The 24,885-nt window shown below is 43.1% G+C and carries 20 protein-coding genes; 13 read left to right on the forward strand and 7 right to left on the reverse strand.

What is annotated here, in order from left to right; genetic code table 11:
- The first annotated feature begins 61 nt into the window (after positions 1–61).
- The gene (gene rsmF, locus N5E84_RS06025) at positions 62–1,483 is read left to right on the forward strand and encodes a 16S rRNA (cytosine(1407)-C(5))-methyltransferase RsmF (protein ID WP_198303356.1); all 1,422 of its coding nucleotides are present in this window, start codon (positions 62–64) and stop codon (positions 1,481–1,483) included.
- Between the two features lie 204 nt (positions 1,484–1,687).
- Here rsmF and N5E84_RS06030 read toward each other — a convergent pair whose 3' ends face one another.
- On the reverse strand, positions 1,688–2,521 hold the full coding sequence (locus tag N5E84_RS06030; RefSeq protein ID WP_013856923.1) for a S1 RNA-binding domain-containing protein: 834 nt from the start codon (positions 2,519–2,521) through the stop codon (positions 1,688–1,690).
- A gap of 98 nt (positions 2,522–2,619) precedes the next feature.
- Here N5E84_RS06030 and N5E84_RS06035 point away from each other — a divergent pair, with 98 nt between their 5' ends.
- Positions 2,620–3,972, forward strand: a complete 1,353-nt coding sequence (locus N5E84_RS06035) for a hypothetical protein (RefSeq protein WP_069212045.1) — start codon at positions 2,620–2,622, stop codon at positions 3,970–3,972.
- Between the two features lie 14 nt (positions 3,973–3,986).
- Here the strand turns inward: N5E84_RS06035 and N5E84_RS06040 are convergent, their stop codons facing one another.
- Together N5E84_RS06040 and N5E84_RS06045 are read right to left on the reverse strand one after the other, a co-directional pair.
- The gene (locus N5E84_RS06040; protein WP_017047658.1) at positions 3,987–4,466 is read right to left on the reverse strand and encodes a PaaI family thioesterase; all 480 of its coding nucleotides are present in this window, start codon (positions 4,464–4,466) and stop codon (positions 3,987–3,989) included.
- A gap of 119 nt (positions 4,467–4,585) precedes the next feature.
- Positions 4,586–5,476 carry a putative PEP-binding protein gene (locus N5E84_RS06045; protein ID WP_019282708.1) on the reverse strand — a complete coding sequence of 297 codons (891 nt, stop codon included), beginning with the start codon at positions 5,474–5,476 and terminating at the stop codon, positions 4,586–4,588.
- A gap of 206 nt (positions 5,477–5,682) precedes the next feature.
- Here N5E84_RS06045 and N5E84_RS06050 point away from each other — a divergent pair, with 206 nt between their 5' ends.
- Both N5E84_RS06050 and N5E84_RS06055 read left to right on the forward strand, forming a co-directional pair.
- Positions 5,683–6,744: a 3-deoxy-7-phosphoheptulonate synthase gene (locus N5E84_RS06050; RefSeq protein WP_043004617.1), complete on the forward strand. Its 1,062-nt coding sequence runs from the start codon at positions 5,683–5,685 to the stop codon at positions 6,742–6,744.
- 27 nt (positions 6,745–6,771) lie between these two features.
- The gene (locus N5E84_RS06055; protein ID WP_019282710.1) at positions 6,772–7,254 is read left to right on the forward strand and encodes a YajQ family cyclic di-GMP-binding protein; all 483 of its coding nucleotides are present in this window, start codon (positions 6,772–6,774) and stop codon (positions 7,252–7,254) included.
- A gap of 119 nt (positions 7,255–7,373) precedes the next feature.
- On the opposite strand, the gene N5E84_RS06060 is transcribed toward N5E84_RS06055, so the two are convergent.
- Positions 7,374–8,294, reverse strand: coding sequence for a bifunctional precorrin-2 dehydrogenase/sirohydrochlorin ferrochelatase (locus tag N5E84_RS06060; RefSeq protein ID WP_019282711.1), 921 nt, complete (start codon positions 8,292–8,294; stop codon positions 7,374–7,376).
- 457 nt (positions 8,295–8,751) lie between these two features.
- Between N5E84_RS06060 and N5E84_RS06065 the strand changes: the two genes are divergently transcribed.
- The 6 genes from N5E84_RS06065 (at position 8,752) to N5E84_RS06090 (ending at position 14,271) form a co-directional block, all read left to right on the forward strand.
- Entirely contained in the window at positions 8,752–9,780 is a 1,029-nt protein-coding gene (locus tag N5E84_RS06065) for an amino acid ABC transporter substrate-binding protein (RefSeq protein ID WP_026027113.1), read from the forward strand.
- 69 nt (positions 9,781–9,849) lie between these two features.
- On the forward strand, positions 9,850–11,055 hold the full coding sequence (locus tag N5E84_RS06070; protein ID WP_019282712.1) for an amino acid ABC transporter permease: 1,206 nt from the start codon (positions 9,850–9,852) through the stop codon (positions 11,053–11,055).
- A 1-nt stretch (position 11,056) separates the two neighbouring features.
- Positions 11,057–12,154, forward strand: coding sequence for an amino acid ABC transporter permease (locus tag N5E84_RS06075; RefSeq protein WP_026028006.1), 1,098 nt, complete (start codon positions 11,057–11,059; stop codon positions 12,152–12,154).
- Between the two features lie 20 nt (positions 12,155–12,174).
- On the forward strand, positions 12,175–12,942 hold the full coding sequence (locus N5E84_RS06080) for an amino acid ABC transporter ATP-binding protein (protein ID WP_013856933.1): 768 nt from the start codon (positions 12,175–12,177) through the stop codon (positions 12,940–12,942).
- Positions 12,943–13,146: 204 nt separating this feature from the next.
- A complete protein-coding gene (locus N5E84_RS06085) occupies positions 13,147–13,815 on the forward strand; it encodes a Bax inhibitor-1 family protein (protein ID WP_010318447.1) in 669 nt (222 codons plus the stop codon).
- A 126-nt stretch (positions 13,816–13,941) separates the two neighbouring features.
- Positions 13,942–14,271, forward strand: coding sequence for a TusE/DsrC/DsvC family sulfur relay protein (locus tag N5E84_RS06090; protein WP_017041982.1), 330 nt, complete (start codon positions 13,942–13,944; stop codon positions 14,269–14,271).
- A gap of 57 nt (positions 14,272–14,328) precedes the next feature.
- On the opposite strand, the gene N5E84_RS06095 is transcribed toward N5E84_RS06090, so the two are convergent.
- Entirely contained in the window at positions 14,329–15,531 is a 1,203-nt protein-coding gene (locus tag N5E84_RS06095) for an IS256 family transposase (RefSeq protein WP_095661281.1), read from the reverse strand.
- A 97-nt stretch (positions 15,532–15,628) separates the two neighbouring features.
- Positions 15,629–15,907, reverse strand: a complete 279-nt coding sequence (yccX, locus tag N5E84_RS06100; protein ID WP_029388310.1) for an acylphosphatase — start codon at positions 15,905–15,907, stop codon at positions 15,629–15,631.
- Positions 15,908–16,125: 218 nt separating this feature from the next.
- Here yccX and N5E84_RS06105 point away from each other — a divergent pair, with 218 nt between their 5' ends.
- Positions 16,126–17,319 (forward strand): class I SAM-dependent methyltransferase, encoded by a 1,194-nt coding sequence (locus N5E84_RS06105; RefSeq protein WP_019282622.1) that lies wholly within the window; start codon positions 16,126–16,128, stop codon positions 17,317–17,319.
- 61 nt (positions 17,320–17,380) lie between these two features.
- Here N5E84_RS06105 and N5E84_RS06110 read toward each other — a convergent pair whose 3' ends face one another.
- Complete coding sequence (locus N5E84_RS06110; RefSeq protein WP_095661280.1) at positions 17,381–22,507, reverse strand: retention module-containing protein; 5,127 nt, start codon at positions 22,505–22,507, stop codon at positions 17,381–17,383.
- A 432-nt stretch (positions 22,508–22,939) separates the two neighbouring features.
- Between N5E84_RS06110 and N5E84_RS06115 the strand changes: the two genes are divergently transcribed.
- Both N5E84_RS06115 and N5E84_RS06120 read left to right on the forward strand, forming a co-directional pair.
- Entirely contained in the window at positions 22,940–24,250 is a 1,311-nt protein-coding gene (locus N5E84_RS06115; RefSeq protein ID WP_013856940.1) for a TolC family outer membrane protein, read from the forward strand.
- Positions 24,231–24,866 carry an OmpA family protein gene (locus tag N5E84_RS06120; protein ID WP_017042438.1) on the forward strand — a complete coding sequence of 212 codons (636 nt, stop codon included), beginning with the start codon at positions 24,231–24,233 and terminating at the stop codon, positions 24,864–24,866. Before N5E84_RS06115 ends, N5E84_RS06120 begins: the two co-directional genes overlap by 20 nt.
- The last annotated feature ends 19 nt before the right edge of the window (positions 24,867–24,885 follow it).

Raw genomic sequence — 24,885 nt, forward strand, 5'->3', positions numbered from 1 at the left:
TATTTTGATCTCATCACGATTCTTATATAATCCGGCCTCAACTCCCAGACGAGATACTGCTTTGCACGCCAATATAACCCTACCTGAACCTTTTCTTGCGACAATTGAAGCGATACTGCCCACACATCTAACGATGAGTGATTTTATTGCAGCTTGCCAGCGTCCTTTGCGTAAAAGTATCCGAGTCAACACGCTAAAAATCTCTGTCGATAGCTTTTGTCAACGCGCCGTAGAAAAGGGATGGGCTTTATCACCAGTGCCTTGGTGTAATACGGGTTTTTGGATTGAAGCCGATGAGTCTGTCGTACCTTTGGGCAACACAGCCGAACATATGGCAGGGCTTTTTTACATTCAAGAAGCCAGTTCTATGATGCCAGTGTCCGCTCTTTTCACTGGCGATGAATCGTTCAATTCAGTACTCGACATGGCGGCGGCTCCGGGTTCAAAAACAACGCAAATTGCGGCGTGTATGGAAAATGAAGGCGTATTAGTCGCCAACGAATTTTCAGCCAGCCGTGTTAAAGTGCTGCATGCTAATATCGAACGCTGCGGTGTACGTAACAGTGCACTGAGCAATTTTGATGGTCGAGTCTTTGGCGGTTGGTTACCGGAACAATTTGATGCGGTGTTAATAGATGCGCCATGCTCAGGAGAAGGTACCATCCGTAAAGATCCTGATGCGATGAAAAACTGGAGCAAAGAATCTGTATTGTCGATTTCCACAACACAAAAAGATTTGATTGAAAGTGCGTTTCAAGCTTTAAAGCCCGGCGGTGTGATGGTCTACTCAACCTGTACATTGAGCATAGAAGAGAACCAACAAGTGTGCTTGCATCTAAAAGAAAAATATCCACAATCAGTTGAATTTGTTTCCCTTAGCTCATTGTTTGAAGATACAAAAGCAGCTATTACAGACGAAGGGTTCTTGCATATATTCCCTCAAACTTATGATTGTGAAGGTTTTTTTGTTGCAAAAATCCGTAAACTTAACTCTGTACCCCACCCTGAAGTCAACAAACGCTTAGGTCAATTTCCTTTTGCGAAAGCCAACCTTAAACTCACACAAGAGATCACGGATCAACTCATGAAAACGTTTGAAGTTGCGATCCCCGATGATACCAGTGTCTGGCTACGTGATAATGATGTATGGTTATTTCCAAACGCACTGGAACCTATGCTCGGCAAATTCCGCTTCTCTCGCATGGGGATAAAAATCGCTGAAACACATAAAAAAGGTTATCGCTGGCAGCATCAAGTCGCTACATCATTAGCGACTGGTAACGAATCAAACTGCATCACACTATCGATTGAAGAAGCGCGAGATTGGTACATGGGCAGAGATGTCAGACCAGCACTACAAACTGGCACTGGCGAAGTACTGGTTAAGCTCGGTAACGATGTGATTGGCCTAGGGAAATGGGTAGGAAACCGCATAAAAAATGGTTTACCAAGAGAACTCGTTAAAGATAAAAATTTGTTTTAACATGCCCCAAAATAGGACAAAAATCTAGAAAACACGCACACTTCTAGCGATAACAACTATACTTACAGGGAAGCATAAGTACGACTATTTTAATGATTAGCGTAGGCTCAAATGAGCCATTCCCCTAGGCCCAAAAACGGAAAAGTTTTGGGCCTTTTTTTATCGTCAAGGAAAATAAATTGCAACAGGAGGTGGACGCCTCAGCTATACAAGATGAATTCCATCTTCCCCAATGGTAATTTTTCCCTGCTTGTACAAACCACCAATGCTCTTCTTAAAGGTTCCCTTACTGGTACGGAACATCGAAAAAATAGCTTCTGGTGTCGATTTATCACTTAATGGAAGAAAACCACCCTTTTTCTCAAGTAACTCTATGATCTTAGTGCTTAGCTCATCCATTTTTGCTACGCCAATTTTTTGCAGAGCTAGGTCAATTTTTCCATCTTCACGGATATTTTTGATGTAGCCTTTTAAGGTCTTACCAATAAACAACTTACCAAACACATCTGATGGGAAAATCATCCCCCAATGCTCGCCATTGATGATGGCCTTGTATCCGAGTTCTGAGTGTTCTGCAATTAATAGATCAACTTGCTGATTCTGCGTATAGTTTGCAGGGGTTTTGTCCAGCCACTTGTTGAATTTAGTTGTGCCTACGATGCGGCCGGAAGCCTTATCAGTGTAGACATACACTAAAATCATTTGTCCTTCTTTAAAACGAGCACGCTGTTCGCTGTAAGGCACCAATAAATCTTTACCCTTCAGACCCCAATCAACAAAAACACCAGTGCTATTCACACCTTGAACTTTCATCAATCCCCACTCGCCTACTTTTGCAATCGGTTTTTCAGTCGTCGCGGCAAGTTGATTGTCTGAATCGAAATACAAAAATACGTCTATTTTCTGCCCCAATTCAACCCCATCTGGGGTAAATCGTTTAGGCAGTAAAGTGGTTCCAAAATCTTCAGCATCCAAAAATACGCCGAAATCAGCAATCTTTACGACTTCTAAACTGTTTATTTGACCAACGTTAATCATTTACTATGTCTCACCTCAATTTTGCAGAGATTATACGTGATCTCTGTTATCCTTTCCTGCATTCAAGGGAAAAATAAGCATTTTTTCAGGAGCTTTCTTTGGTTAATGTCGATAAGCAAGATACCATCACGCTTAAAATTTCACATGCCATGTCTCAGAGCAAAGAACTTGATCTAGACATTTACCTATTCATTCCCGGTGATTTAGGTCTAACACCCGAAATACTTCCTGAATCTGACTTTTACTATAGCTTCATCCACCAAGAGCGTGCGTATTATAGTGATAAAACATTACTGCCCTTAGTGCACAGCCGACTTGCACAACGAGGCCATCTCTCTTCTACTCAGTATCGAGTCAGTTTGAGTTTATTTGCTTATCAGTATGTTATCGCTCTAGATAAAGCTGTAGTACAACTCAATACGACGAGTGACACCGTCACATCAGATGAAGTTGATAGTGTCATTGAACTCTCTTTAGATATTTTGAAAAGATTGCGCCGCAGCATTCCTTATGAAGAGAGCTTAAAACGCTATTACGCCAATATTGATAACTATTTATCTTGGTATACTGAGCAAAAATTTCTTTCCCTAGTCGCACACATGAACCGCGATGGTGAATATAAAACCATCAAAGAGCGTCTAATTACACTGGTTGAGAAAGAACAGGCACATCGTAAACTTAACAATTATAACTCGGCAAAGGCAGGGGAAGACATCACTCGGCTGAGTAACAAGATGCGCCTACTACGCCGTTTAATCGAGCATCCCATTGTGCTTAATGAACACGTCACCTCTTTAGGTAATAACATGAAGCGTGCCGTAAAAGGCATCGCGACTGGGCTTGTAATGCTGTTTGTCACCGTCATCGCCATTACAGCTCGCGACTATTGGGGGGAAATCACCGCCTCTTTTATCATCGCTATGTCGTTTGTTTATGCATTACGCGAGATCTTTAAAGATGACTTACGCGATATGCTGTGGCGCTGGATCCGTAAAGAAAAACCTAAATGGAAGCGTCGTTACATAGACCCAACGACCGGAAAATCTGTGGGTTACAAAATTGAATGGCTTGATTATACCAACCTGAGTAAATTACCAGACCGAATCAAAACAATTCGAAAGAAACGCATTGTTCAAAGGGAGGAACAGGTACTTCACTATCGCTCAGAAACGGCCATGTCAACTTCACGCTTCATGAGTGGCTATGAGGAAACACGCGAAACTTTACACATTGATCTACGCCCTATTACCCGTTTGATGGACAAAGGCTCTAATCGCATTTATCAGTTAAGTGGTGGTCAAGTGAGTCGAGAAACCGTAGAAAAACGGCACTTGCTCAACTTGATTATCAAAGAAGATAACCATAAAGAAGAGCCCCGCTACTACCGTTGGAAAATTGTTTTAAATAGAAATAAGATTGTCGACATTGAACCGATAGAATTAAGCGAGTAGTCTCTAATTCAGCCTTATTTACCAATACGCTTTAACGATAAAGTAAGATGAAACTCCGCCATAGGCTCGTCACCATGCAATGAAGGACAGGTTGCAATGATCTTTACTGTCTGATTGACTCGCTCTCCGGTCGCGATAGTTTCATCAAGCATACTGTCTATTAGCTGGCCATCATGGCAATGAAAATGGACATCCGCCTCCGGCCTTTTTAAAAACTCCGCACTAACCGCTTTAAACGCCAACGATACTTTGGAGCCACGCTGTTGTGCTTTATGCATTGCCATAAAACCGCCCGCTACGTCTGCACCAACGGCTAACACACCAAAATACATACTATTTAAATGATTTTTATTGCGACGTTTAAGTGGAATTCGAATTTCTACAGAGCGTTCGTTTAGCACTAAAATCTTTGGCCTGCAGGACCAAATCAATGGCACTTTTAAAAAACCAAACAGATTTAAGTAAAGATTCGCTTTTGTTAATGGGGAGAGCATGAGGCTTGACCTTTTCAATATGGTTGTCAGACCAGTTCAAGGTATACGCCGCGAAATGTCAATGAGTTGTTACAAAAAGTTAGGGTTGAGCGCAGCTATTCTGCGCCCAAATCAGATCATTACATTTTTACCACAACATCAGCCTGAACACTTTCAGCTAAGTGCTCCTGCAGCTTTGGATAACTTGCGAGTGCTTGGGTGACGACCAAAATCGGCTTATTCGCATGACGTGCCGCTTTTGATGCTAAATCGAGCAGCGTGATGACCGCCTCACTCTCTGGATTAAACAAATGGGAAAGTTCGGGATTCTCTTTATCAATGCCTAAGGTGTATTGTGTTAAGTTATCGATGTTGATGACCACACCATCAAAATAGTGCATCAAACGCTCTGCCAACAATGCCGCTGATGGAACATCGCAAGAATAAAGCACTTTCAAACCATCTAAACTCCGAGGTAAAGACTGCTCTGCCAGTCGGTCAATGATCGTAGCCGCATCACTTAATGTTCGAACAAATGGCACCACAATTTCGATGTTCAATCCTTGGTTGCGCAATGCCTTGATCACAGCGCATTCATAACTAAACGCTTTTGCATACTGGTTGGAAGAAAAACGCGATACGCCACGCACTCCCATCGCTGGGTTAATTTCATCCGTTTCAACACTTCCACCGATCAACGCCTTATAAGTGTAACTATCTGCATCACTCAAACAGACACGAATCGTAGTGTGATTTTTTTGAACCGCTGCCACGACTCTATCAACAATGGTTGACGTAAAATGCTCCGCCACCGCTTTGTCATCAAGAATGGATTGCAAAGAGCCTTGCTCAAGTTCAGTTAGATTCGCAAAATGTTGCTCAATCGAAGGATGATAAAACAACGAATCTAAAATAATGTCGGACAGCGATACATACAAATGCTGGGCATTTCCACTTGATTCAATTGCCGCTGGAAGGGCATCACCTAAGATCAACTGAGGGTGGATCGTATCATGTTGTGCCAAACTCATTCATTACTCCCTACATTTTTAATTATCTTGCTCAGGAAAATACCCATAGCCGAGTATTAATTCAAGTAAAAGTAAATATTTATGATAAATTTATGAATAAAATTTCACCTTATAGATGATAAGCAATAAGTTTTCCGTTTTGGAGTTTATTCCTATTGCCAATTCCGCTATCTTTACCGCTTCGCAATAAGAGTACAGGCTTTACCATGCCATTAAAAACAGATGAATTAAGAACTCAAGCCTTGGGCCCAATGCCGACTCCGGCAGAGCTTGGAAATGCGCATCCGATCACAGACGACGTAGCAGAGCGCATCGCAAACTCACGCCGTCAAATTGAAAATATTCTGACTGGTCAAGATGATCGCCTGTTAGTCATTGTCGGTCCGTGTTCAGTACACGACACTGAAGCAGCAATGGATTACGCTCAACGTTTGAGTGCGATCCAAGACCAATATAAAAATGAACTGTTTATCGTCATGCGTACCTATTTCGAGAAACCACGTACCGTTGTGGGCTGGAAAGGTTTAATTACGGATCCCAATCTGGATGGTTCATATGCACTGGAAACAGGGCTCAATAAAGCACGAAAATTATTATTAGATATCAACAAGCTAGGCCTTGCTACCGCGACTGAATTTTTAGACATGATTACCGGGCAATACATCGCAGATCTCATCACGTGGGGAGCTATCGGTGCGCGCACTACGGAATCTCAGATACACCGAGAAATGGCGTCTGCACTGTCATGCCCTGTCGGTTTTAAGAATGGCACTAATGGCAATATCAAAATTGCTATCGATGCCATTCGAGCAGCCCAAGCATCGCATTACTTTTACTCTCCGGATAAAAATGGCCGTATGACCGTTTATCGTACCAGCGGTAACCCCTTTGGCCATGTTATTTTACGCGGTGGTGATACAGGGACAAACTATGACGCTGACTCCGTATCGGCAGCCTGCGAGCAACTGATCGAATTCGGCTTAGCCCCGCGCCTCATCGTAGATTTTAGCCACGCGAATTGCCAAAAGCAGCATAGAAAACAGATAGATGTAACGGCCGACATCTGCACACAAATACGTGCAGGTAAGGATTTCGTCGCTGGTATTATGGCAGAAAGCTTCATTATCGAAGGTAATCAGCCAATGCATGACTTAAATAACCTCACCTATGGTCAATCGATTACCGATCCATGCTTAGGATGGGATGACACAGCAACCATGCTGGATATGCTGGCACAAGCGATCACTGACCGCCGTAACTTAAAGTAAATAATAAGCAATAGATAAGGAAACACCATGCCTTCTTTTGATATCGTTTCAGAAGTCGATACTGTTGAACTTCGTAATGCTGTCGATAACGCAAACCGAGAACTTTCTACTCGTTTTGATTTTCGTAATGTTGAAGCTGGATTTGAACTCAAAGATGAAGTTGTAAAACTGTCTGCAGAAGATGATTTTCAACTGGGTCAAATGATGGATATTTTGCGTGCCAACCTCGCAAAACGAGGTGTTGATGCCAAAGCGATGGAAGCAAAAGATTCCGTACATTCCGGCAAACGCTGGTTTAAAGATGTCCAATTTAAACAAGGGCTGGACCCGTTAACCTCCAAGAAAGTGGTGAAAGCCATCAAGGATGCCAAACTTAAAGTCCAAGCATCCATTCAAGGTGAAAAAGTAAGAGTAACGGGTAAAAAAAGAGATGATTTACAGTCAGTGATCGCTCTCATGCGTGAATCGGACATGGGCCAGCCATTCCAGTATGACAATTTTCGAGACTAACAACACCACGAATAAAATATCAAAGCCACCTCATTAGGTGGCTTTTCAATCACTGATAGTCATCATTTACAATGAATCTATTTCTTCCCTCTGACTTGGGTGAATAAATACCCAACGTCTTACAACATTAAGTCTTTCCCCACAAGCAAAGCGTACTCTGTTGTGTTTATAGGCAATAAAACACATATTCTTTTGCAATCAGACTTTGCTTGCTCAAGCTTTTCTGCAAGTTGCGCGGCATTCTTAAAACTTTCCCTTTCAGCATCACGGCGAACAAGATCAATCAATTCAAAAGGAGAATGTTGTTCATAAAAAACCACCTCTGCCCTTTGCATGTAACGTAGGGCTTTGATCGGCAGCATTTCAACATCATCGCCACAGCTTATCCATGTACATTGTGCTGATTCTTCTATAGGCACTAAGAGAGCTTGTTGGTATAAACGCTCTAATTCTTCACGGCTTACTGCATTTTCTGTTTTGGAATCACTTAAAAAGGCTTCCCAAAACTTTCTTCTAGCACTGACAGAATTGAGTGATTGTTTAATTGAATTTCTCTTGGAGGCAGCGAAATCAGCAAGCAACGAGAGATTTTGCGGAAGAACCGCTTCCAATGTTTCTCGGATATTTCTCACCAACACTGGTGATGCACCACCACTGGATATTGCGATCTGAATTCGCCCACGGTTGACCATCGATGGCGTGATAAAATCACAGTATGGTTGATCATCGACAACATTGACCAAAACACCTGTCTTTCTTGCATCTTTATGCACTTGGTGGTTAAGCGACGGATTATCCGTTGTGGCCCATACCTGCCAGTATTCTTTCGTTAATAGTTCTGATGAATAAAAGTTTTGAACCCATTGGCAACGATTCTGCTCTACCAGTTCCAAAAGATAACGTTCAATCTTAGGTGATACGACGGTGACTTGAGCCCCAGCTCGAATCAATGCTTCTACTTTTCGACAGGCGACTTCGCCCCCACCCACAACCAGCACTGGTTTGCCCAATAAATTCAAAAACAGAGGAAAATACTGCATTTCATTCCATGAATAATCTAGATAACTATTCGCTTGATGCTACCAAAAATAGGGCATCTGCGACACTAATTAAATGCAGCCAAATAATTATCAACCAAATTTTCGCCATTAGATAGTTGAAAATCCTGACAACACACTAATGATACAATTGTTAATTTTACGTTAAAAGAAAAATATACTGCTTCTATTCTGTTGCCCCACTATTGAACACGGTTGCACTATTTACAATCTTGCAACATTTGTTCATTCTAGCTGCAGCTTAGGTTTGTGAATCTAATCAAAAATCTTTCAAATTACTAATTTGAGAAAATACAAATCATTACCTACGCTTATAAACGGTTGATTTGTAAATGTGCGATTGCATGCAAATACAACTTGGAAAGCTACATAACAACATTTTTAGTACGTTGTATCAGGTGTCACCTGGTTTAACATGGATCATACAGGAAGGATACAAATGGCGAATAAACTCACTGTTCTTGCTTCTGTTGTAGCAGCTTCTACTGCCATGATGGCGACGACAGCTTCAGCAGCAGATAGCACTTTAGATAAAGTACTTTCGCAAGGTTTTATTACTTGTGGTGTGAGCACTGGTCTACCAGGCTTTTCCAACCCGAACTCAAAAGGGGAATGGGAAGGCATTGATGTTGAATATTGCCAGGCACTTGCCGCAGCAGTTCTTGGTGACAAATCGAAAGTAAAATATGTTCCACTCACAGCAAAAGAACGGTTTACCGCCCTACAATCAGGTGAAATCGATGTTCTTTCGCGCAATACAACCTGGACGCTCCAACGCGACGCAGCACTCGGCCTTAATTTTGTCGGCGTAAACTATTATGACGGTCAAGGGTTCATGGTGAAAAAAGACCTAGGAGTGAAAAGTGCAAAAGAGCTTGATGGGGCATCGGTTTGTGTCCAATCCGGTACAACTACTGAGTTGAACTTGGCGGACTACTTCCGCAACACAGGCATGAAATACAAACCTGTGGTATTCGATACAGCAGCGCAAACCTCAAAAGGTTTTGACGCGGGCCGTTGCGATGCTCTAACAACCGACCAATCTGGTTTGTATGCGCTACGTTTGAACTTAACTGATCCTAACGTCGCGGTTGTATTACCTGAAATCATTTCTAAAGAACCACTTGGGCCCGTTGTTCGTCAAGATGATGACAAGTGGTTTAACGTGGCGAAATGGACTCTCAATGCGATGGTTAACGCAGAAGAGTACGGTATTACCTCAAAAAATGCAGATGAAATGCTTAAATCTAGCGATCCTAATATCAAACGCATACTTGGCCTGGACGGCCCTAAAGGTAAAGGTTTGGGCATTCGCGATGATTGGGGATACCAAATTGTAAAACAAGTCGGTAACTATGGTGAAAGTTTTGAACGCACTGTAGGTAAAGGTTCTCCACTACAAATCGCACGAGGTGCAAATGCGTTGTGGAATGCTGGCGGCTTTATGTACGCTCCACCACTTCGTTAATAGTCACACAATCCCAAATAGGCGGTTTTAACCGCCTTTTTGGAAAAATGGATTTGAGGTTATAGTTGTATGAAACCTACTAAAACTATTGCGGCTAGCTCAGGAGCTCCCTCGGCTAAAAGCGCAAATTTGTTCTACAATCCTACTTTTCGTTCAGTCGCCTTTCAAATTATTGCTGTTCTCGTTCTGGTTTTTTTCTTTTACACCATTGTGACCAATGCACTTTCTAACTTAAGTTCTCGAGGCATTGCCACGGGGTTTGACTTCCTAGATCAAGAAGCTGGCTTTGGGATTGGCCTTACTTTGATCGAATACAATGAAACCTTTAGTTATGGGCGAACTTTTATCATAGGTTTACTCAATACCGCGCTAGTTTCTTTTTTAGGCGTTGTATTTGCCACCCTTTTAGGTTTCTTTATCGGTATTGCTCGTCTCTCTTCCAACTGGTTAGTCAGTCGACTTGCTGCTGTGTATATAGAAATCTTCCGTAATATTCCTTTATTACTGCAAATTTTCTTTTGGTATTTTGCCGTGTTACAGGCTCTACCATCGCCTAGGCAAAGCATGCAGTTAGGGGATTCTATTTTTCTCAATGTACGTGGTCTGTTCTTCCCTGCTCCCATTTTCGAAAGTGGCAGCACATTTATCTTTATTGCCTTTCTTGCTGGCTTACTAACCACCTTAATTATTGGCATTTGGGCTCGAAACAAACAGCGTTTAACAGGTCAGCAGACGCCTATGGGTAGAATTGCGGCTATCTTGTGCATTCTACTTCCTGTCATTGTGTACTTTGCTATGGGCCGTCCAGTGTCAGCAGAGTATCCACAACTGCAAGGGTTCAACTTCCAAGGTGGCATCAGTATTATCCCTGAGTTAGCCGCACTGCTGATTACACTGAGTATTTATACGGCCGCATTTATTGCCGAAATTGTCCGTTCTGGCATTAATGCGGTGAGCCATGGTCAATCCGAAGCAGCAATGTCATTAGGATTATCTCGTTCAAAAACATTAAAACTCGTGGTCATTCCTCAAGCGCTGCGCATCATCATTCCGCCACTCACCAGCCAATATCTGAACTTAACCAAAAACTCATCATTAGCGATGGCGATTGGCTACCCTGATTTGGTTTCTGTTTTTGCCGGCACAACGCTCAATCAAACGGGTCAAGCGATTGAAATTATTGCGATGACCATGGGTGTTTACCTCACTCTCAGTTTGACGACATCGGCATTAATGAATATCTATAACCGTAAAGTTGCTTTGGTGGAGAGATAAGATGAAAGTACATCAGTTTCAACCTAACTTGCCACCGCCAGCCAATACCGTTGGCTTCATTGGGTGGCTGCGCAAAAATCTTTTTAATAACGCACTCAATTCCATCGTTACACTGATCTTAGGGTATTTCGCCTTCTGGCTTGTTTGGCATACGGTCGATTGGGCGATTATTAATGCCGATTGGGTAGGCACACAACGTAGTGATTGCACTCGTGAGGGGGCATGTTGGGTGTTTATTAGCGTACGCTGGGATCAGTTTATGTATGGATTTTATCCAGAAGCTGAGCTATGGCGACCTCGCCTCTTCTATTTCACTCTTGCTATTTTTAGTGCGTTGCTCGCCTATGAAAATACACCGAAAAAAACGTGGATTTGGTTGTTTTTTGTCAACATCTACCCATTTCTTATCGCGGCGTTACTCTATGGAGGCTTTTTCGGCCTAGAAGTGGTTGAAACGCATAAGTGGGGAGGCTTATTAGTTACGCTGATTATTGCCTTAGTTGGGATTGTTGTTTCGTTACCGATTGGCGTTGTACTGGCGTTGGGCCGACGTTCCGAGATGCCCATTATTCGCAGCCTATGTACCGTTTACATCGAGGTTTGGAGAGGTGTGCCACTGATTACAGTTTTGTTTATGGCATCCGTTATGCTGCCTCTGTTCCTCTCACAAGGCTCGGAAACGGATAAATTGGTTAGAGCATTGATTGGGGTGGTCATGTTCAGTTCGGCTTATATGGCAGAAGTGGTTCGTGGTGGTTTACAAGCGATACCTAAAGGTCAATACGAAGCCGCCGATGCGTTAGGTTTAAGTTACTGGAAAAAAGTCGGTTTGATTATTTTGCCGCAAGCACTGAAGATCACGATCCCATCTATCGTTAATACCTTCATTGGCCTATTTAAAGATACCAGCTTAGTACTCATTATCGGGATGTTTGACGTGCTCGGTATTGGACAAGCTGCCAATACCGATCCGGATTGGTTAGGCTTTTCTACTGAAAGTTATATATTTGTCGCGTTAGTGTTCTGGGTGTTCTGCTTTTCTATGTCTAGATATTCGATATGGCTTGAAAACAAACTCCATACTGGTCACAAACGATAACTACAAATCAAGGACGTATTATGACGCAGCAACGCAACCTCGCACCTTCTGAAGAAATCATGATTCAGATTAATGATATGAATAAATGGTACGGTGAATTTCATGTACTAAAGAACATCAATCTTACCGTTAAAAAAGGCGAAAAAATCGTTATTTGTGGCCCTTCAGGCTCAGGGAAATCGACCATGATTCGCTGTATTAACCGCTTGGAAGAGCACCAAAAAGGACAAATCGTCGTCGCGGGCAACGAACTGACGGAAGATCTTAAAAATATCGAAGCTGTGCGACGCGAGGTCGGTATGTGCTTTCAACATTTCAATCTTTTTCCACATTTAACCGTGTTAGAAAACTGTACACTCGCTCCAATTTGGGTAAAAAAGATGCCTAAAGGAGAAGCTGAAGCGGTTGCGATGAAGTACTTGGAACGCGTAAAGATTCCTGATCAAGCAGACAAATATCCCGGTCAACTTTCTGGCGGTCAGCAGCAACGAGTTGCGATTGCACGCTCATTGTGCATGAACCCACAGATTATGTTATTTGATGAGCCAACATCTGCACTTGACCCGGAAATGGTACGAGAAGTATTAGATGTTATGGTTGAACTTGCAGGAGAAGGCATGACGATGCTTTGTGTTACCCATGAGATGGGCTTTGCTAAAGAAGTGGCCGATCGCGTTATTTTCATGGATGCTGGTGAGATCATTGAAGAAAATAACCCTGTTGAATTTTTTGAAAATCCTCAATCCGATAGAACGCGCAATTTTCTCTCTCAAATTCTCCATCATTAATGGATTAACGACCAACAAAGAGAGAGGTGAACATCACCTCTCTCTTTGTGTATGAGCATAGACACATGGTGTTACACATTATTTAACATCTAAGTGACTATTTTTATTAAAATTTACACAAAACAAATACGATACAGGGCTTGCTTTTTAGCTCATTCAGCCCCATAAATGTACAAACAAACATAAACCCTTACGAGGAAGATTATGAACAGCCCTATGTTTACTCGCTCAGCTAGCTTAGAGAGCACACTACAAACTAATAAAGTGTTGAAGAATACTTACTTCTTGCTTTCAATGACTCTTATCACCAGTGCTATTGCTGCGATGGCAACAATGGCAATGCAGATTTCACCATTCATGGCACTCGCTATGCAGTTGGGAGCAATCGGTATTCTGTTCTTCGTGATGCCTAAAGCCATTAATTCTTCTTCTGGTATAGTGTGGACATTTGTGTTCACCACATTAATGGGCGGTGCTCTGGGCCCAATGCTTAATCACTATGCGGCAATCCCGAATGGCTCTAGCATTATTGCTCAGGCACTCGGTCTTACTGGCCTTGTTTTTATGGGCTTATCCGCTTATACCATTACGACTAAAAAAGACTTTTCGTTCATGAGAAGTTTTTTAATGGCAGGCCTAATTATTGTCATCGTTGCGGCGATTATTAATATTTTTGTTGGTTCTACCGTTGGCCAACTTGCGATCAGCAGCATCGCGGCGCTCGTGTTTTCTGGTTTTATCCTATTTGACACAAGCCGCATCGTACGAGGTGAAGAGACAAACTACATTAGTGCTACCATCTCAATGTATCTAAATATTCTGAACTTGTTCACAAGCTTATTGGCTATTCTAGGCATTATGAACGACGACTAATTCACGTCGATATTTTGTCCAAACGAGCCCGCAAGCCACAGCTTGCGGGCTTTTTGCTTTCTAAACAGTTGAGATCACACATTCACTACGCTACCCTAAACGCGGATTTTTAATCGAGTAATAAAGATGTTTGAATACAATGGTAAAACCGTCGAAACTGATTCTCAGGGTTACCTCCTAGACCATACCCAATGGGAAGAAGGGATGATCCAGACGCTGGCCAGTCAGGAAGATATCGAGTTAACAGACGCTCATCTAGAAGTCATTTTGTTCGTGCGCCACTTTTATGAAGAGTTTAATACTTCACCCGCAGTGCGTATGTTAGTCAAAGCGATGGAAAAAGCGCATGGTCCGGAAAAAGGCAATAGCAAATATCTATTCAAACTCTTTAAAAAAGGCCCGGCCAAACAAGCAACTAAACTTGCTGGGTTACCAAAACCTGCCAAATGCTTGTAGTGCGAAACTAAGCCCCAAGCAAGAGGGCGTTCAGAATTCTGTGTCAGCTAATTTTGGCTAAATATCTAAGACGTCATCCAAGCGACCTTCAAAATGAATCGCCAGTTGAGACAATGTCATATTCCAATTCTGTATTGGCATTGTCCATTTCTTAGAAGCATTCAATATCCCAGCATACAGTAGCTTAAGCAAGCTATTTTCATTTGGGAACCCACCCTTAGTTTTGGTCAGTTTACGGAATTGGCGATGTACGGCTTCAATAGCATTTGTCGTGTAAATAGCCTTTCGGACGTATTCTGGATATTTAAAGTAAACCGATAAATTTGCCCATTTGTTCCGCCAGGAACGAATCACTATTGGGTATTGCTGTCCCCATTTGGCTTCCAAACGATCCAACTCCATCTCGGCCGCTTCTTTGCTGACAGCCCGATAGACTGGCTTCAAGTCGGCCATAAACGCCTTCTGATGCTTAGAGGCAACATATTTCATAGAGTTACGGATTTGGTGAATGATGCATTGCTGAACTTCTGTATCAGGATAGATGGTTGCTATCGCTTCTGGGAAGCCTGTTAGCCCATCTACGCAGGCGATCAAGATATCTTCAACGCCGCGGTTATACAGATCTGTTAGCACGGAGAGCCAGTAATTAGCGCCTTCCGACTCTGACAGATAAAGACCGAGTAGCTCCTTTTTCCCCTCAACATCTAAGCCCAATATTGTGTATATCGCTTTGCTAACGTAGCGTCCGTCTTCTTTGATTTTATAGTGGATGGCATCAAGCCAGACAAAGGGATAAAGTGCATCGAGCGGACGTTGCTGCCACTCCTTCAGCTCAGGTATCAAACGGTCGGTAACACCTGTGATGGTGGCCTCAGAGACATCAATGCCATACATATCTTCTACGTGACCACGGATATCACGGTAGCTCATACCGAGCGAGAACATGGATAGGATCTTACGGTCGATCTCATCGGTCAATTTAGTCTGGTTCTTCTTAACTAACTGGGGTTCAAATGTTCCAGAGCGGTCGCGTGGGGTATCCAGTTCAAACGTGCCGACAGAAGACTTAATCGTTTTCTTGCTTGAGCCGTTCTTACGGTTAGGTTGCTCATCACCTTCAAGGTGCTGTTCGAGTTCTGCTTTCAAAGCAGCTTCTGTGATTTTTTTAATGAGCGGAGTTAAGAAGCCATCTTTACCTGTCAGGTCTTGGCCTGACTGAAGGGCTTTAATAGCTTGTTCTAGATCGAAGTCTTTGTTCATGTGTCATTCCTGTTTTGTATATCATACTGAAATGACACAGATTTCTAAACACTACCCCAAGCAACTTAACCATACAAAGTACAAAGCGTTGCTACTTTTAAAGTATTTCGAATCCGCTATATTTTTCAGTATAAGAAAGAAGTGATTCACGCGACACAGACATTACTTTCGCCGTTTTGGGGCCTTGTTGAAGCCACTGATAAAACTGCTCCAAATTTTCACTATTCCCAATGGCGATGACTTCAACCTCGCCGTTATGTAAATTTTTAGCATAGCCTGTTAAGCCTAGCTTTAGTCCTTGATGAGCGGTGTGATAACGAAAACCAACCCCTTGGACCCTACCTGTCACGATAAACTTGTCGCACTGTTGAGCCATTTGGATCCCTCTCTATGTTTAAATACTCAATCATTTATCTACTAAAATGCGTCTTCACCATAATGAAAGAAATGGCAATGGGTTAATTTGATGTACATCCCATAGACACTCTCCCCAAACAATTTCCTTTATTTACGTATGACGCTCGCTCTTTGTTTGCTTTCCATTACCTTTTCTATGAAAATACGCCCCCATTTTGAATATTCATCGAGTAATGTATGACAGCTGCAATCTATCTAGTTAAAGGCCGTGAAAAATCTTTGCGCCGTAAACATCCATGGGTCTTTTCCCGAGGGATCAGCAAGGTAGAAGGTGAGCCTAGCCTTGGAGAGACCGTCGACGTTTATACTCATGATAATCAGTGGTTAGCAAAAGCAGCCTATTCCCCTACTTCTCAAATTCGAGCTCGCGTCTGGAGCTTTGAGAAGCAGGAGATCAATGTCGATTTTTTTGTGAAACGGCTCGAAGATGCACTGTTAGTTCGCCAGGAGATTATTGAACGAGATGGTCTTACAGGCTTTAGGCTGATTGCAGCAGAATCAGATGGGTTGCCAGGTATTACTATCGATAAGTATCAAGATTATCTAGTATGCCAACTGCTTAGCGCAGGGGCTGAATACCATAAAACGAATATTGTTAAAGCGCTGACAATCGTTTTCCCAGAGTGCCATGTTTACGAACGTTCAGATGTTGCCGTTCGTAAAAAAGAAGGTTTGGAAGAGCGCATGGGCGTGCTGCATGGCGATGAGCCGCCAAAATCAGTCATTATCGAAGAAAATGGCGTAAAAATTAGCGTCGATATTGTTGGTGGACACAAAACAGGCTTTTACCTAGACCAACGTGACAGCCGCCAGAAATCAATAAAATATGTGAAGGATAAAGATGTCCTTAACTGCTTTTGTTATACCGGAGGCTTCGGTTTGTACGCTCTTAAAGGCGGTGCCAAACGCGTAATTAACGCCGACGTCTCACAACCTGCATTAGATACCGCCAAATACAATGCAGAGATCAATCAATTCGATATCTCCAAAAAACGCGCTGTATTTTTAAATGCCGATGTTTTTAAATTATTGCGAGAATACCGTGATCAAGGAACGCTGTTTGATGTGGTGATCATGGATCCACCTAAGTTTGTCTCGAGTAAAAATAACCTGACCTCCGGTGCAAACGGTTATAAAGACATCAATATGTTGGCAATGCAAATTTTAAAACCGGGTGGCACTTTACTCACCTATTCATGCTCTGGCCTTATGGGCACCGATCTCTTCCAAAAAATCATTGCAGATGCGGCACTTGATGCAGGTCGTAGCGTTAAATTTGTTGAAAGGTTCGAGCAAGCCGCTGACCACTTAACAGATTCAGCCTACCCTGAAGGGTTTTATCTAAAAGGGTTCGCCTGTAAGGTGTTGTAAGCCGTATTTTATAGGCAGCAAGAAAAACCGGAGCTCTAATCAAGCTCCGGTTGTCGTTATTTTAATCCTTTAAATGGTTTAGATTATCCATCAAACTACTAGTGATATCCGCAGCTGACGCACCATCAAAGTCCACGGTCAATGTTTGACCCGACTTGACAATCGTTAGGTGCGATTCATGTTCATTTCCTGTAACACGAATAGATACATCGTCCAAAACACCTTGATGATCTGCACTACTCAGCCCATCAAGTAATACTGTGATCTCGTCTTTGGACATGTCTTCAAACAAATCAGAGAAATCTAACGAATCCCCTTCCGAACGATGGAAGTCCGTGACGCGGTCAGTCGCGGTTTCCATCTCAACCCATTTAAAGATATCTGCACCATCACCACCAGTAAGAATATCATTGCCTAAGCCGCCAATTAGAACATCATTCCCAGCACCACCATCTAGAATATCATTACCAGTACCACCGCGAAGGCCATCGTTCCCTTCGCCACCGTAGATATGGTCATTACCCGAGCCTCCAAAGAGGAGATCTGTACCTCCTTGGCCGAATATACGATCATCGCCACCACCGCCATGAGCTATATCGACGTAAGCATTACTAGCTCCCGGGATATTGAGTGCGCTGTCTTCGTTATTGGCATCTTGTAGCCAAGAGCCATCAAGCCCAGTCCCAAAACGATCCAAAAGATCGGAAGCCGCCATCTCTTTTAGATGAGCCTGTGTATGATTATCCAATCCGTCAACATGACTATCACCAAGATAAATAATGTCATCTCCTTTTCCGAGATAGACATAATCACCACCATCGCCTACATCCACGACTAAACCTTTTTCAGCATGATCGTGATAAGTCACCGACGATGAACCGACACCCGATGTTGACCACTGCACTTTTTGATTTGACGTAGTGGTATCGTATAGCTGTATCGAATCAATGCTATTTCCTTCAGCTTTAATGTCGTGCCCAACAACAAATGTTAGTGAACTTGAGCTTGTATCCCCATCGTTATCTTTTAATGTATAGTCGAAAACCAATTGGGTATCTGATGAAATAGTTGCCCCAAAGAACTGGTAACTGCCATCATCTAAATCAATAATTAATGAGTGTTTATCATTAATATAAATTGACAAAGTATTGGTTGTAGGATCAAAACTATGGGTCAGAGATGAAGATGTCCCCATAACTGACATCGATTGGCCATCGAATAAATAGGTAACATCGCTGATAGTAATACTCGCTATCACTCCCCCATCAGCTCCCATCCCATAACCATCAACAGGTACAAGAATATTCCCGCCGATAGGTTGAATGACAGATTGTAATAAAATAGGGGGAAGCTGAGTCACATCAGACACTACTATAGAGCCTGTATCTACATTTAAGTGGCCATCATAAGCAACCTTATCTAATTCTCCTTGCGGAACATTATTCCCCATACCATAAGCAAGAGAGGTGATTTTGTTTTCTTGTAAATGACTAACCCAACTATCAAGCTCATCTTTCTCTATGGTGTTAAAGTTTTTCACACCATTTTTCCAATCGTATCCTTCGGGTACACCATCAGATAAGAAATAACTCACATTGCTAGCGCCACTTAATGGCTCACCATAACCGAGACCAGACCATTGATTCTGTGCCAATTCAATAGCGTGATCATAATCTGTCCCTCCATGAGCCGTTAGGCCCATTATGTAGTTTTTGGCTTGTTCAACCGTCATCCAGTAAGAGGAACCATTATGGTAAGGAGAAGCTGTTGCATTAAATAACAGCAATTGGACCTGAGTCTGACCAATAGCTTGATATTGATCTAATAACTGGACCGCTGATTCTTTCATCACTTGAAGACGAGTTTTACCGTTGCCAGCCTCCCAAGCCATAGAACCCGACACGTCTAAAATCAACTGAACATTGGCGCCTTGTTTAGTCTCTGATTCTAAGACATGCAAAATGTCTCTTGCTAACGGCGCATCATCTTCAATGACGAGAGTAACAACGCCAGTCCCGATTGCTCCTGCCGCATTTTTCGCTTCAAGTGGGATCTCGATAGCTAAATGATCTTCACCTGCCTTATCTGGATGATCGATAGGTGCATGTAACACACTATTTACTTTACCTTGATCATCTAACGCAAACTCGACAACCTTAATACCATTTGCAGAACCAGTGAGCATCTGTTTATCTGACGATAATGACCAAGTGATTGCAACACCATTAGATGTGTATTGATCACTCGGTAGACCAATGGACAATTGAGTAACGTTGGAAAGACTTAACTGACCATCAACTGAAGCTTGGTTAGTCGTATCTTGTGAACCAGTGACGGATGCGTCATCTGCTATACCGCCTTGTAAGCCTTCTTCAGAAACATTGAGCGTCAATTCACCAATAACAGGCGGAGACACAGGCTTGACCGCAAAACCAAGCACAGCACTGTCACCATCGGCATCAGTAACTTTCACTTGGAAATCAATATCTCCATCACCTAGCGGCGATTGTATATTTTGATACTGGTAAAACTCCCATTTTCCCGTTGTCGGTGTAAACTCGAGTTTGAAGACTAAATGCCCTTCTGCATCTTTACCAGTAAGAGTATTTGCCCCTACTAATTCAACAGCAATGTCAGAGCCAGTAACCGTTTTGAGTGTCGCAGACTCATCTAGGCCAACTAATTGCAGTGCCCCTCGACCATCGGCCCCCCATTGCGGTTCAACGACACCAGAACCATAAGCAATTGGCTGCGGCGCATCCGCACCAAGAAACTCGATATTTTTAACGGTAAAGTCACTATTATCTTTATGATTAAACGAGCTACCATTATCAGTAGCTTTGATAACCATCGTATCAAAGCCACCCTGCTGCACAGAAAAGTCTTTAGCGTAATCTCCACGGTTTTCATCAGAGGTAAAACTTTGAGTTGCAATCAGCTTTCCATCTCGCCAAAACTCAACAATCCCGCTTTCGCCCTCACCGCCAAACATTTTGCTGAACTCAATTTTCGCACCATAAGCTACCGTGTTAGGATCGAGTTTAATAACCAACTCTTCGGATGCAGAACTGCCATCTGAAAACTTACGAAAATCAACTTCATTAGCAAGGTTATGGTACGGAGAATCCTTACTACTAACGCCGATACCTTCGCTGTCACCATTAATATTTGCACTAACTAACGTGGATGATAAAGCTGAAGAGAATCCTTTTGCAGTAATAGTAAATTGACCACCGTCAATCGTAGTCCTATTACCACGGTAACTCGTTAAATCAAACTGGCCAGTTAACACATCAGGGATGTCAGTTGCTGTGGCAGCAACTGGATCCATCGCATGGTCGCTAGGTGCATCGTCTTCAATGATGATAGATAATTTGCTTTCCGTTGTGGTTTGCCCATCTGAAACAAATACGCCGAGATCTAAACTCAGTGTATCTTCTTGGGAGCCATCTGGATGGTCGACAGGGCTGAGTAAAGTGACCGTATAGTTCCACTCGCCCTTGCCACTTTCATTAGGAGCAGTAAGCTCGATTTCAATAACGGATTTAGAATCACTCCCAAATGTAGAGCCTATCAGCTTGTGATTTTGAGCATCCCATTCCCAAACGACTTCCATACCTCCCGACGTGATGCCCACCGGGCCCGAAAGAGTGATCTCTACGGAATCGCTATCTACATCATCAATTGTGATGGTGCCAGATGCCTTAACTGCGTCGCTTGTATCTGAGGATCCAATATCATCTTGAAGTCCACCAGATAAGCCTTCCTCGGAGAGAGGAGCAATGCTTGAGATTGCGATCGTCGCCGCATCGTTCGTGCCATTGATGGTCACTTTCACGACTTGCTCTGTGCCGTCTACCGACGTCACCGTGAAGCTTTCTACTTTGCTGTCGCCAACATTCATCTCATTGAACGCACTGTTCGCCACGAACGTCCACGCGCCATTGGCGTCGATGCTGAACGTGCCGTTGGTGCCTTCGATGGTCTTCGCTGTGAAGCGGTTGTCGGTGTTGTCCACATCTTCTGAGCTCAAGGTGCCGCTCAAGGTCAACGCCGCATCGGTTTCATCCGCCACGACCGCTGTGTCGCCTGCGATCGTCGCCGCATCGTTCGTGCCATTGATGGTCACTTTCACGACTTGCTCTGTGCCGTCTACCGACGTCACCGTGAAGCTTTCTACTTTGCTGTCGCCAACATTCATCTCATTGAACGCACTGTTCGCCACGAACGTCCACGCGCCATTGGCGTCGATGCTGAACGTGCCGTTGGTGCCTTCGATGGTCTTCGCTGTGAAGCGGTTGTCGGTGTTGTCCACATCTTCTGAGCTCAAGGTGCCGCTCAAGGTCAACGCCGCATCGGTTTCATCCGCCACGACCGCTGTGTCGCCTGCGATCGTCGCCGCATCGTTCGTGCCATTGATGGTCACTTTCACGACTTGCTCTGTGCCGTCTACCGACGTCACCGTGAAGCTTTCTACTTTGCTGTCGCCAACATTCATCTCATTGAACGCACTGTTCGCCACGAACGTCCACGCGCCATTGGCGTCGATGCTGAACGTGCCGTTGGTGCCTTCGATGGTCTTCGCTGTGAAGCGGTTGTCGGTGTTGTCCACATCTTCTGAGCTCAAGGTGCCGCTCAAGGTCAACGCCGCATCGGTTTCATCCGCCACGACCGCTGTGTCGCCTGCGATCGTCGCCGCATCGTTCGTGCCCGTCACAATTGACCCTAAAGCACTTTGAGAATAGCTTTCTAATAGCGTTAAACTTTGTGTTTCAGAGAGGCCTAGCGCGGTGAGTGCTGACGTGGAGAATTCTGTTGCGGCTATGGTTTCCAAAGCGTCGCGAGCGATGCTGACTGAACCCGTCGGGCTTGAACCGTTCGATTCACCCGCTGCAGTTGCAAGATCTTCGCCTAGCTGTGTTGGGTCTTGGCCTTGCTCTAATGCTGCGAAAATTTCATTGATGTCATTAGTTATGTCTACGTTGCGACCATCGGCGTTAACTTTTGATATTTGTACATCATTATTATTGCCTACATCGTTTTGGGAGGCGTTACTGGCACTAATGATTATTTCACCAGGCAAGGTTTTTTCTCCTGGCTGAAGCACCCGTACATTGCCATTTGCATCCACAACGATCATCTGACCGAAAGTTAATGTTGTACCTAAAGAAAAAGAACCAAGTTCCATATAATGCCTCTAATAACTTCCGAATTCACAACGATGCGACTGTTTACATTCCTACATCTTTGCTACGTAATTTGTCATTTCTAATGGTAATAAATTAGCATTTAACACCTGTAATACAAAGGAAAAACCATTTTTACACTTTCTTATGTGACGTAGGTGGAGACTTAAGTCACACATTTATAGTTTGAATCAATATCACACTAAAGATGTACTTTATTATAAAAACAATCAACAATGTTTAATAAATGTTAATTGATGATTTGGTGTATGATTCTTTGCTAAAATCACGAATGTAATGAATATGTTGCTGTTTACTGATGAGAATTTAATGTTATTTTGTTGCGTTTTTCCATCAAGCGTCTCGATAATGCAACAGCTAATGCCGTACTATTGCGGCTTAAAAGAAGTAGAAGTCCCTAGAGGAGTGCCCAAGTGAATTGGATGAACATGAAAACGTTGAGCTACGCCATCGCACTCAGCTTCCCGATCTCTGTATATAGCCAGACTCTTGAGCAAGCGGTGTCAATAACGCTTGCAACCAATCCAAATATTAAAAGTGCATATAACGAATATGTGAGTAAGCGCTATAATAGCGAAGCCTCTTCTGGTGCTTACCTTCCAAGGATCGATCTCGATGCTGGTATTGGCTACGAAGCGGTTGATTTAGCCTCTGGTACTGAAAATGAACTTACTCGTAAAGAAGCCACCATTACCTTAACCCAACTAATTTGGGATGGTTCTTCGACTTTAAACGATATTGATCGTACTTCGGCTGATGCCGAATCGGTTCGTTTTCAACTCTTAGCTGACGCTCAAGATATCGCATTAGAGGTCACTAAGGTGTATCTCGATGCAACGAAAGCGTTTGAAATACTGACACTTTCTGAAAGCAACCTCTCAGTACATAAGAAAATATATCGTGATATACAAAAGCGTGTGGAATCAGGCATTGGTTCAACCGCTGATCTTTCTCAGGTTGAAGCTCGTTTAGCTAAAGCCCATGGCAATCTTTTAGCTGCACAGAATAATCTGTTTGATATACATACCCAGTTTAAACGGTTGGTAGGTCAACCTCCTCAAGATTTAATTTTCCCTAGAGCAGACCATTCTGCTTTGCCTTTTACCGTTGATGACGCTTTAGAAAAGGCCTACCAAGATCACCCGGTCATCAAAGTAGCGCAAGCCGATGTTGATTCTGCAAAGTTTCAATATAAACAAACTCAGGGAACAAATTACCCAACATTATCTTTCGAAGCTGCACAAACATGGCGTGATGATGCCGGTGGGATAGAAGGTAGCAGCGATGAATTCTCGGCCATGATTAGGATGCGTTACAACCTGTACAATGGTGGTTCAGATTCTGCGCGCACCGACAGTGCTGCCTACCAAATGAACAAAGCGAAAGATTTAAGAGATCGGACTTATCGTAGTGTTGAAGAGGGGTTGCGTTTATCTTGGAGCGCTCTCGATTTGACATTACAACAGAAAGAATTTTTAGCCGATCATGTTGATTCTGCTTCAGATACGGTTATTGCTTATGAAAAACAATATAAGCTCGGCAAGCGAACACTATTGGATGTGTTGAATACTGAAAATGAGCTTTTCGAAGCAAGAAAAGGTTATCTCGATGCCAAATACGATGAACAGTATGCAAAATACCGTGTTATGAATGCAACTGGGTCATTGTTGAGTTCGTTGAGAGTGGATACACCCAAAGAGTGGCATGATGCGGTGGAGTACTAACATGTTGAAATACTTATGGCCAATGATAGCGAGCTTACTCTTTATCACCTCGACGGCTTCATCTGCTAGAGATGATTATCCATATATTGATATGCCACTCGCTGATCAAATAGACGATTTACGTGACGATGATTTTGACGGCGTGATTAATGCCAGAGATTTGTGCCCCGAAACACCATTGAAGTCAGAGATCGATAATGATGGTTGTGGCACTTTCATTAAAACCGAAGAGCAACTCCAGCTTAGAATTCTGTTTGCGAATGATTCAGCAATAGTCAACCCTGTGTTTCTAAGTCAAATACGGTCAATGGCCAATTTTCTCAAGCAATACCCTTCAGCTTCGATTGAATTACAAGGTTATGCCAGTAAGGTTGGGAATCCAGGTTATAACTTAGAGTTATCGAAAAACCGAGCTTATAACGTCGAGAAGGCGCTTGTTAGTTACGGCATTAGCCATACTCGTGTCCGTATTGTTGGTTTTGGTGATACTGAACTGACAGAAAATGGTGATGATGATATTAGCCATGCGATGAATAGAAAAGTTGTCGCCACTGTCGTCGGCCACAAAGGTTCGGTGAAAGAAGAGTGGACCATTTTCACCAAACGCGAGCGTTGAAATCGATATTTATCGAGGA

This window comes from Vibrio sp. J502, assembly GCF_025397955.1.
GTDB lineage: Bacteria > Pseudomonadota > Gammaproteobacteria > Enterobacterales > Vibrionaceae > Vibrio > Vibrio anguillarum.

Bases quoted from the DNA above. Each gene is read 5' to 3' on its own strand.
- N5E84_RS06055 (WP_019282710.1), top strand. From the start codon at position 6,772: ATGCCTTCTTTTGATATCGTTTCAGAAGTCGATACTGTTGAACTTCGT.
- N5E84_RS06075 (WP_026028006.1), top strand. From the start codon at position 11,057: ATGAAAGTACATCAGTTTCAACCTAACTTGCCACCGCCAGCCAATACC.
- yccX (WP_029388310.1), bottom strand. From the start codon at position 15,907: ATGGCTCAACAGTGCGACAAGTTTATCGTGACAGGTAGGGTCCAAGGG.
- N5E84_RS06050 (WP_043004617.1), top strand. From the start codon at position 5,683: ATGCCATTAAAAACAGATGAATTAAGAACTCAAGCCTTGGGCCCAATG.
- N5E84_RS06105 (WP_019282622.1), top strand. From the start codon at position 16,126: ATGACAGCTGCAATCTATCTAGTTAAAGGCCGTGAAAAATCTTTGCGC.
- N5E84_RS06110 (WP_095661280.1), bottom strand. From the start codon at position 22,507: ATGGAACTTGGTTCTTTTTCTTTAGGTACAACATTAACTTTCGGTCAG.
- N5E84_RS06120 (WP_017042438.1), top strand. From the start codon at position 24,231: ATGATGCGGTGGAGTACTAACATGTTGAAATACTTATGGCCAATGATA.
- N5E84_RS06030 (WP_013856923.1), bottom strand. From the start codon at position 2,521: ATGATTAACGTTGGTCAAATAAACAGTTTAGAAGTCGTAAAGATTGCT.
- N5E84_RS06085 (WP_010318447.1), top strand. From the start codon at position 13,147: ATGAACAGCCCTATGTTTACTCGCTCAGCTAGCTTAGAGAGCACACTA.
- N5E84_RS06080 (WP_013856933.1), top strand. From the start codon at position 12,175: ATGACGCAGCAACGCAACCTCGCACCTTCTGAAGAAATCATGATTCAG.
- N5E84_RS06060 (WP_019282711.1), bottom strand. From the start codon at position 8,294: ATGCAGTATTTTCCTCTGTTTTTGAATTTATTGGGCAAACCAGTGCTG.
- N5E84_RS06070 (WP_019282712.1), top strand. From the start codon at position 9,850: ATGAAACCTACTAAAACTATTGCGGCTAGCTCAGGAGCTCCCTCGGCT.
- N5E84_RS06090 (WP_017041982.1), top strand. From the start codon at position 13,942: ATGTTTGAATACAATGGTAAAACCGTCGAAACTGATTCTCAGGGTTAC.
- N5E84_RS06095 (WP_095661281.1), bottom strand. From the start codon at position 15,531: ATGAACAAAGACTTCGATCTAGAACAAGCTATTAAAGCCCTTCAGTCA.
- N5E84_RS06065 (WP_026027113.1), top strand. From the start codon at position 8,752: ATGGCGAATAAACTCACTGTTCTTGCTTCTGTTGTAGCAGCTTCTACT.
- N5E84_RS06040 (WP_017047658.1), bottom strand. From the start codon at position 4,466: ATGCTCTCCCCATTAACAAAAGCGAATCTTTACTTAAATCTGTTTGGT.
- N5E84_RS06045 (WP_019282708.1), bottom strand. From the start codon at position 5,476: ATGAGTTTGGCACAACATGATACGATCCACCCTCAGTTGATCTTAGGT.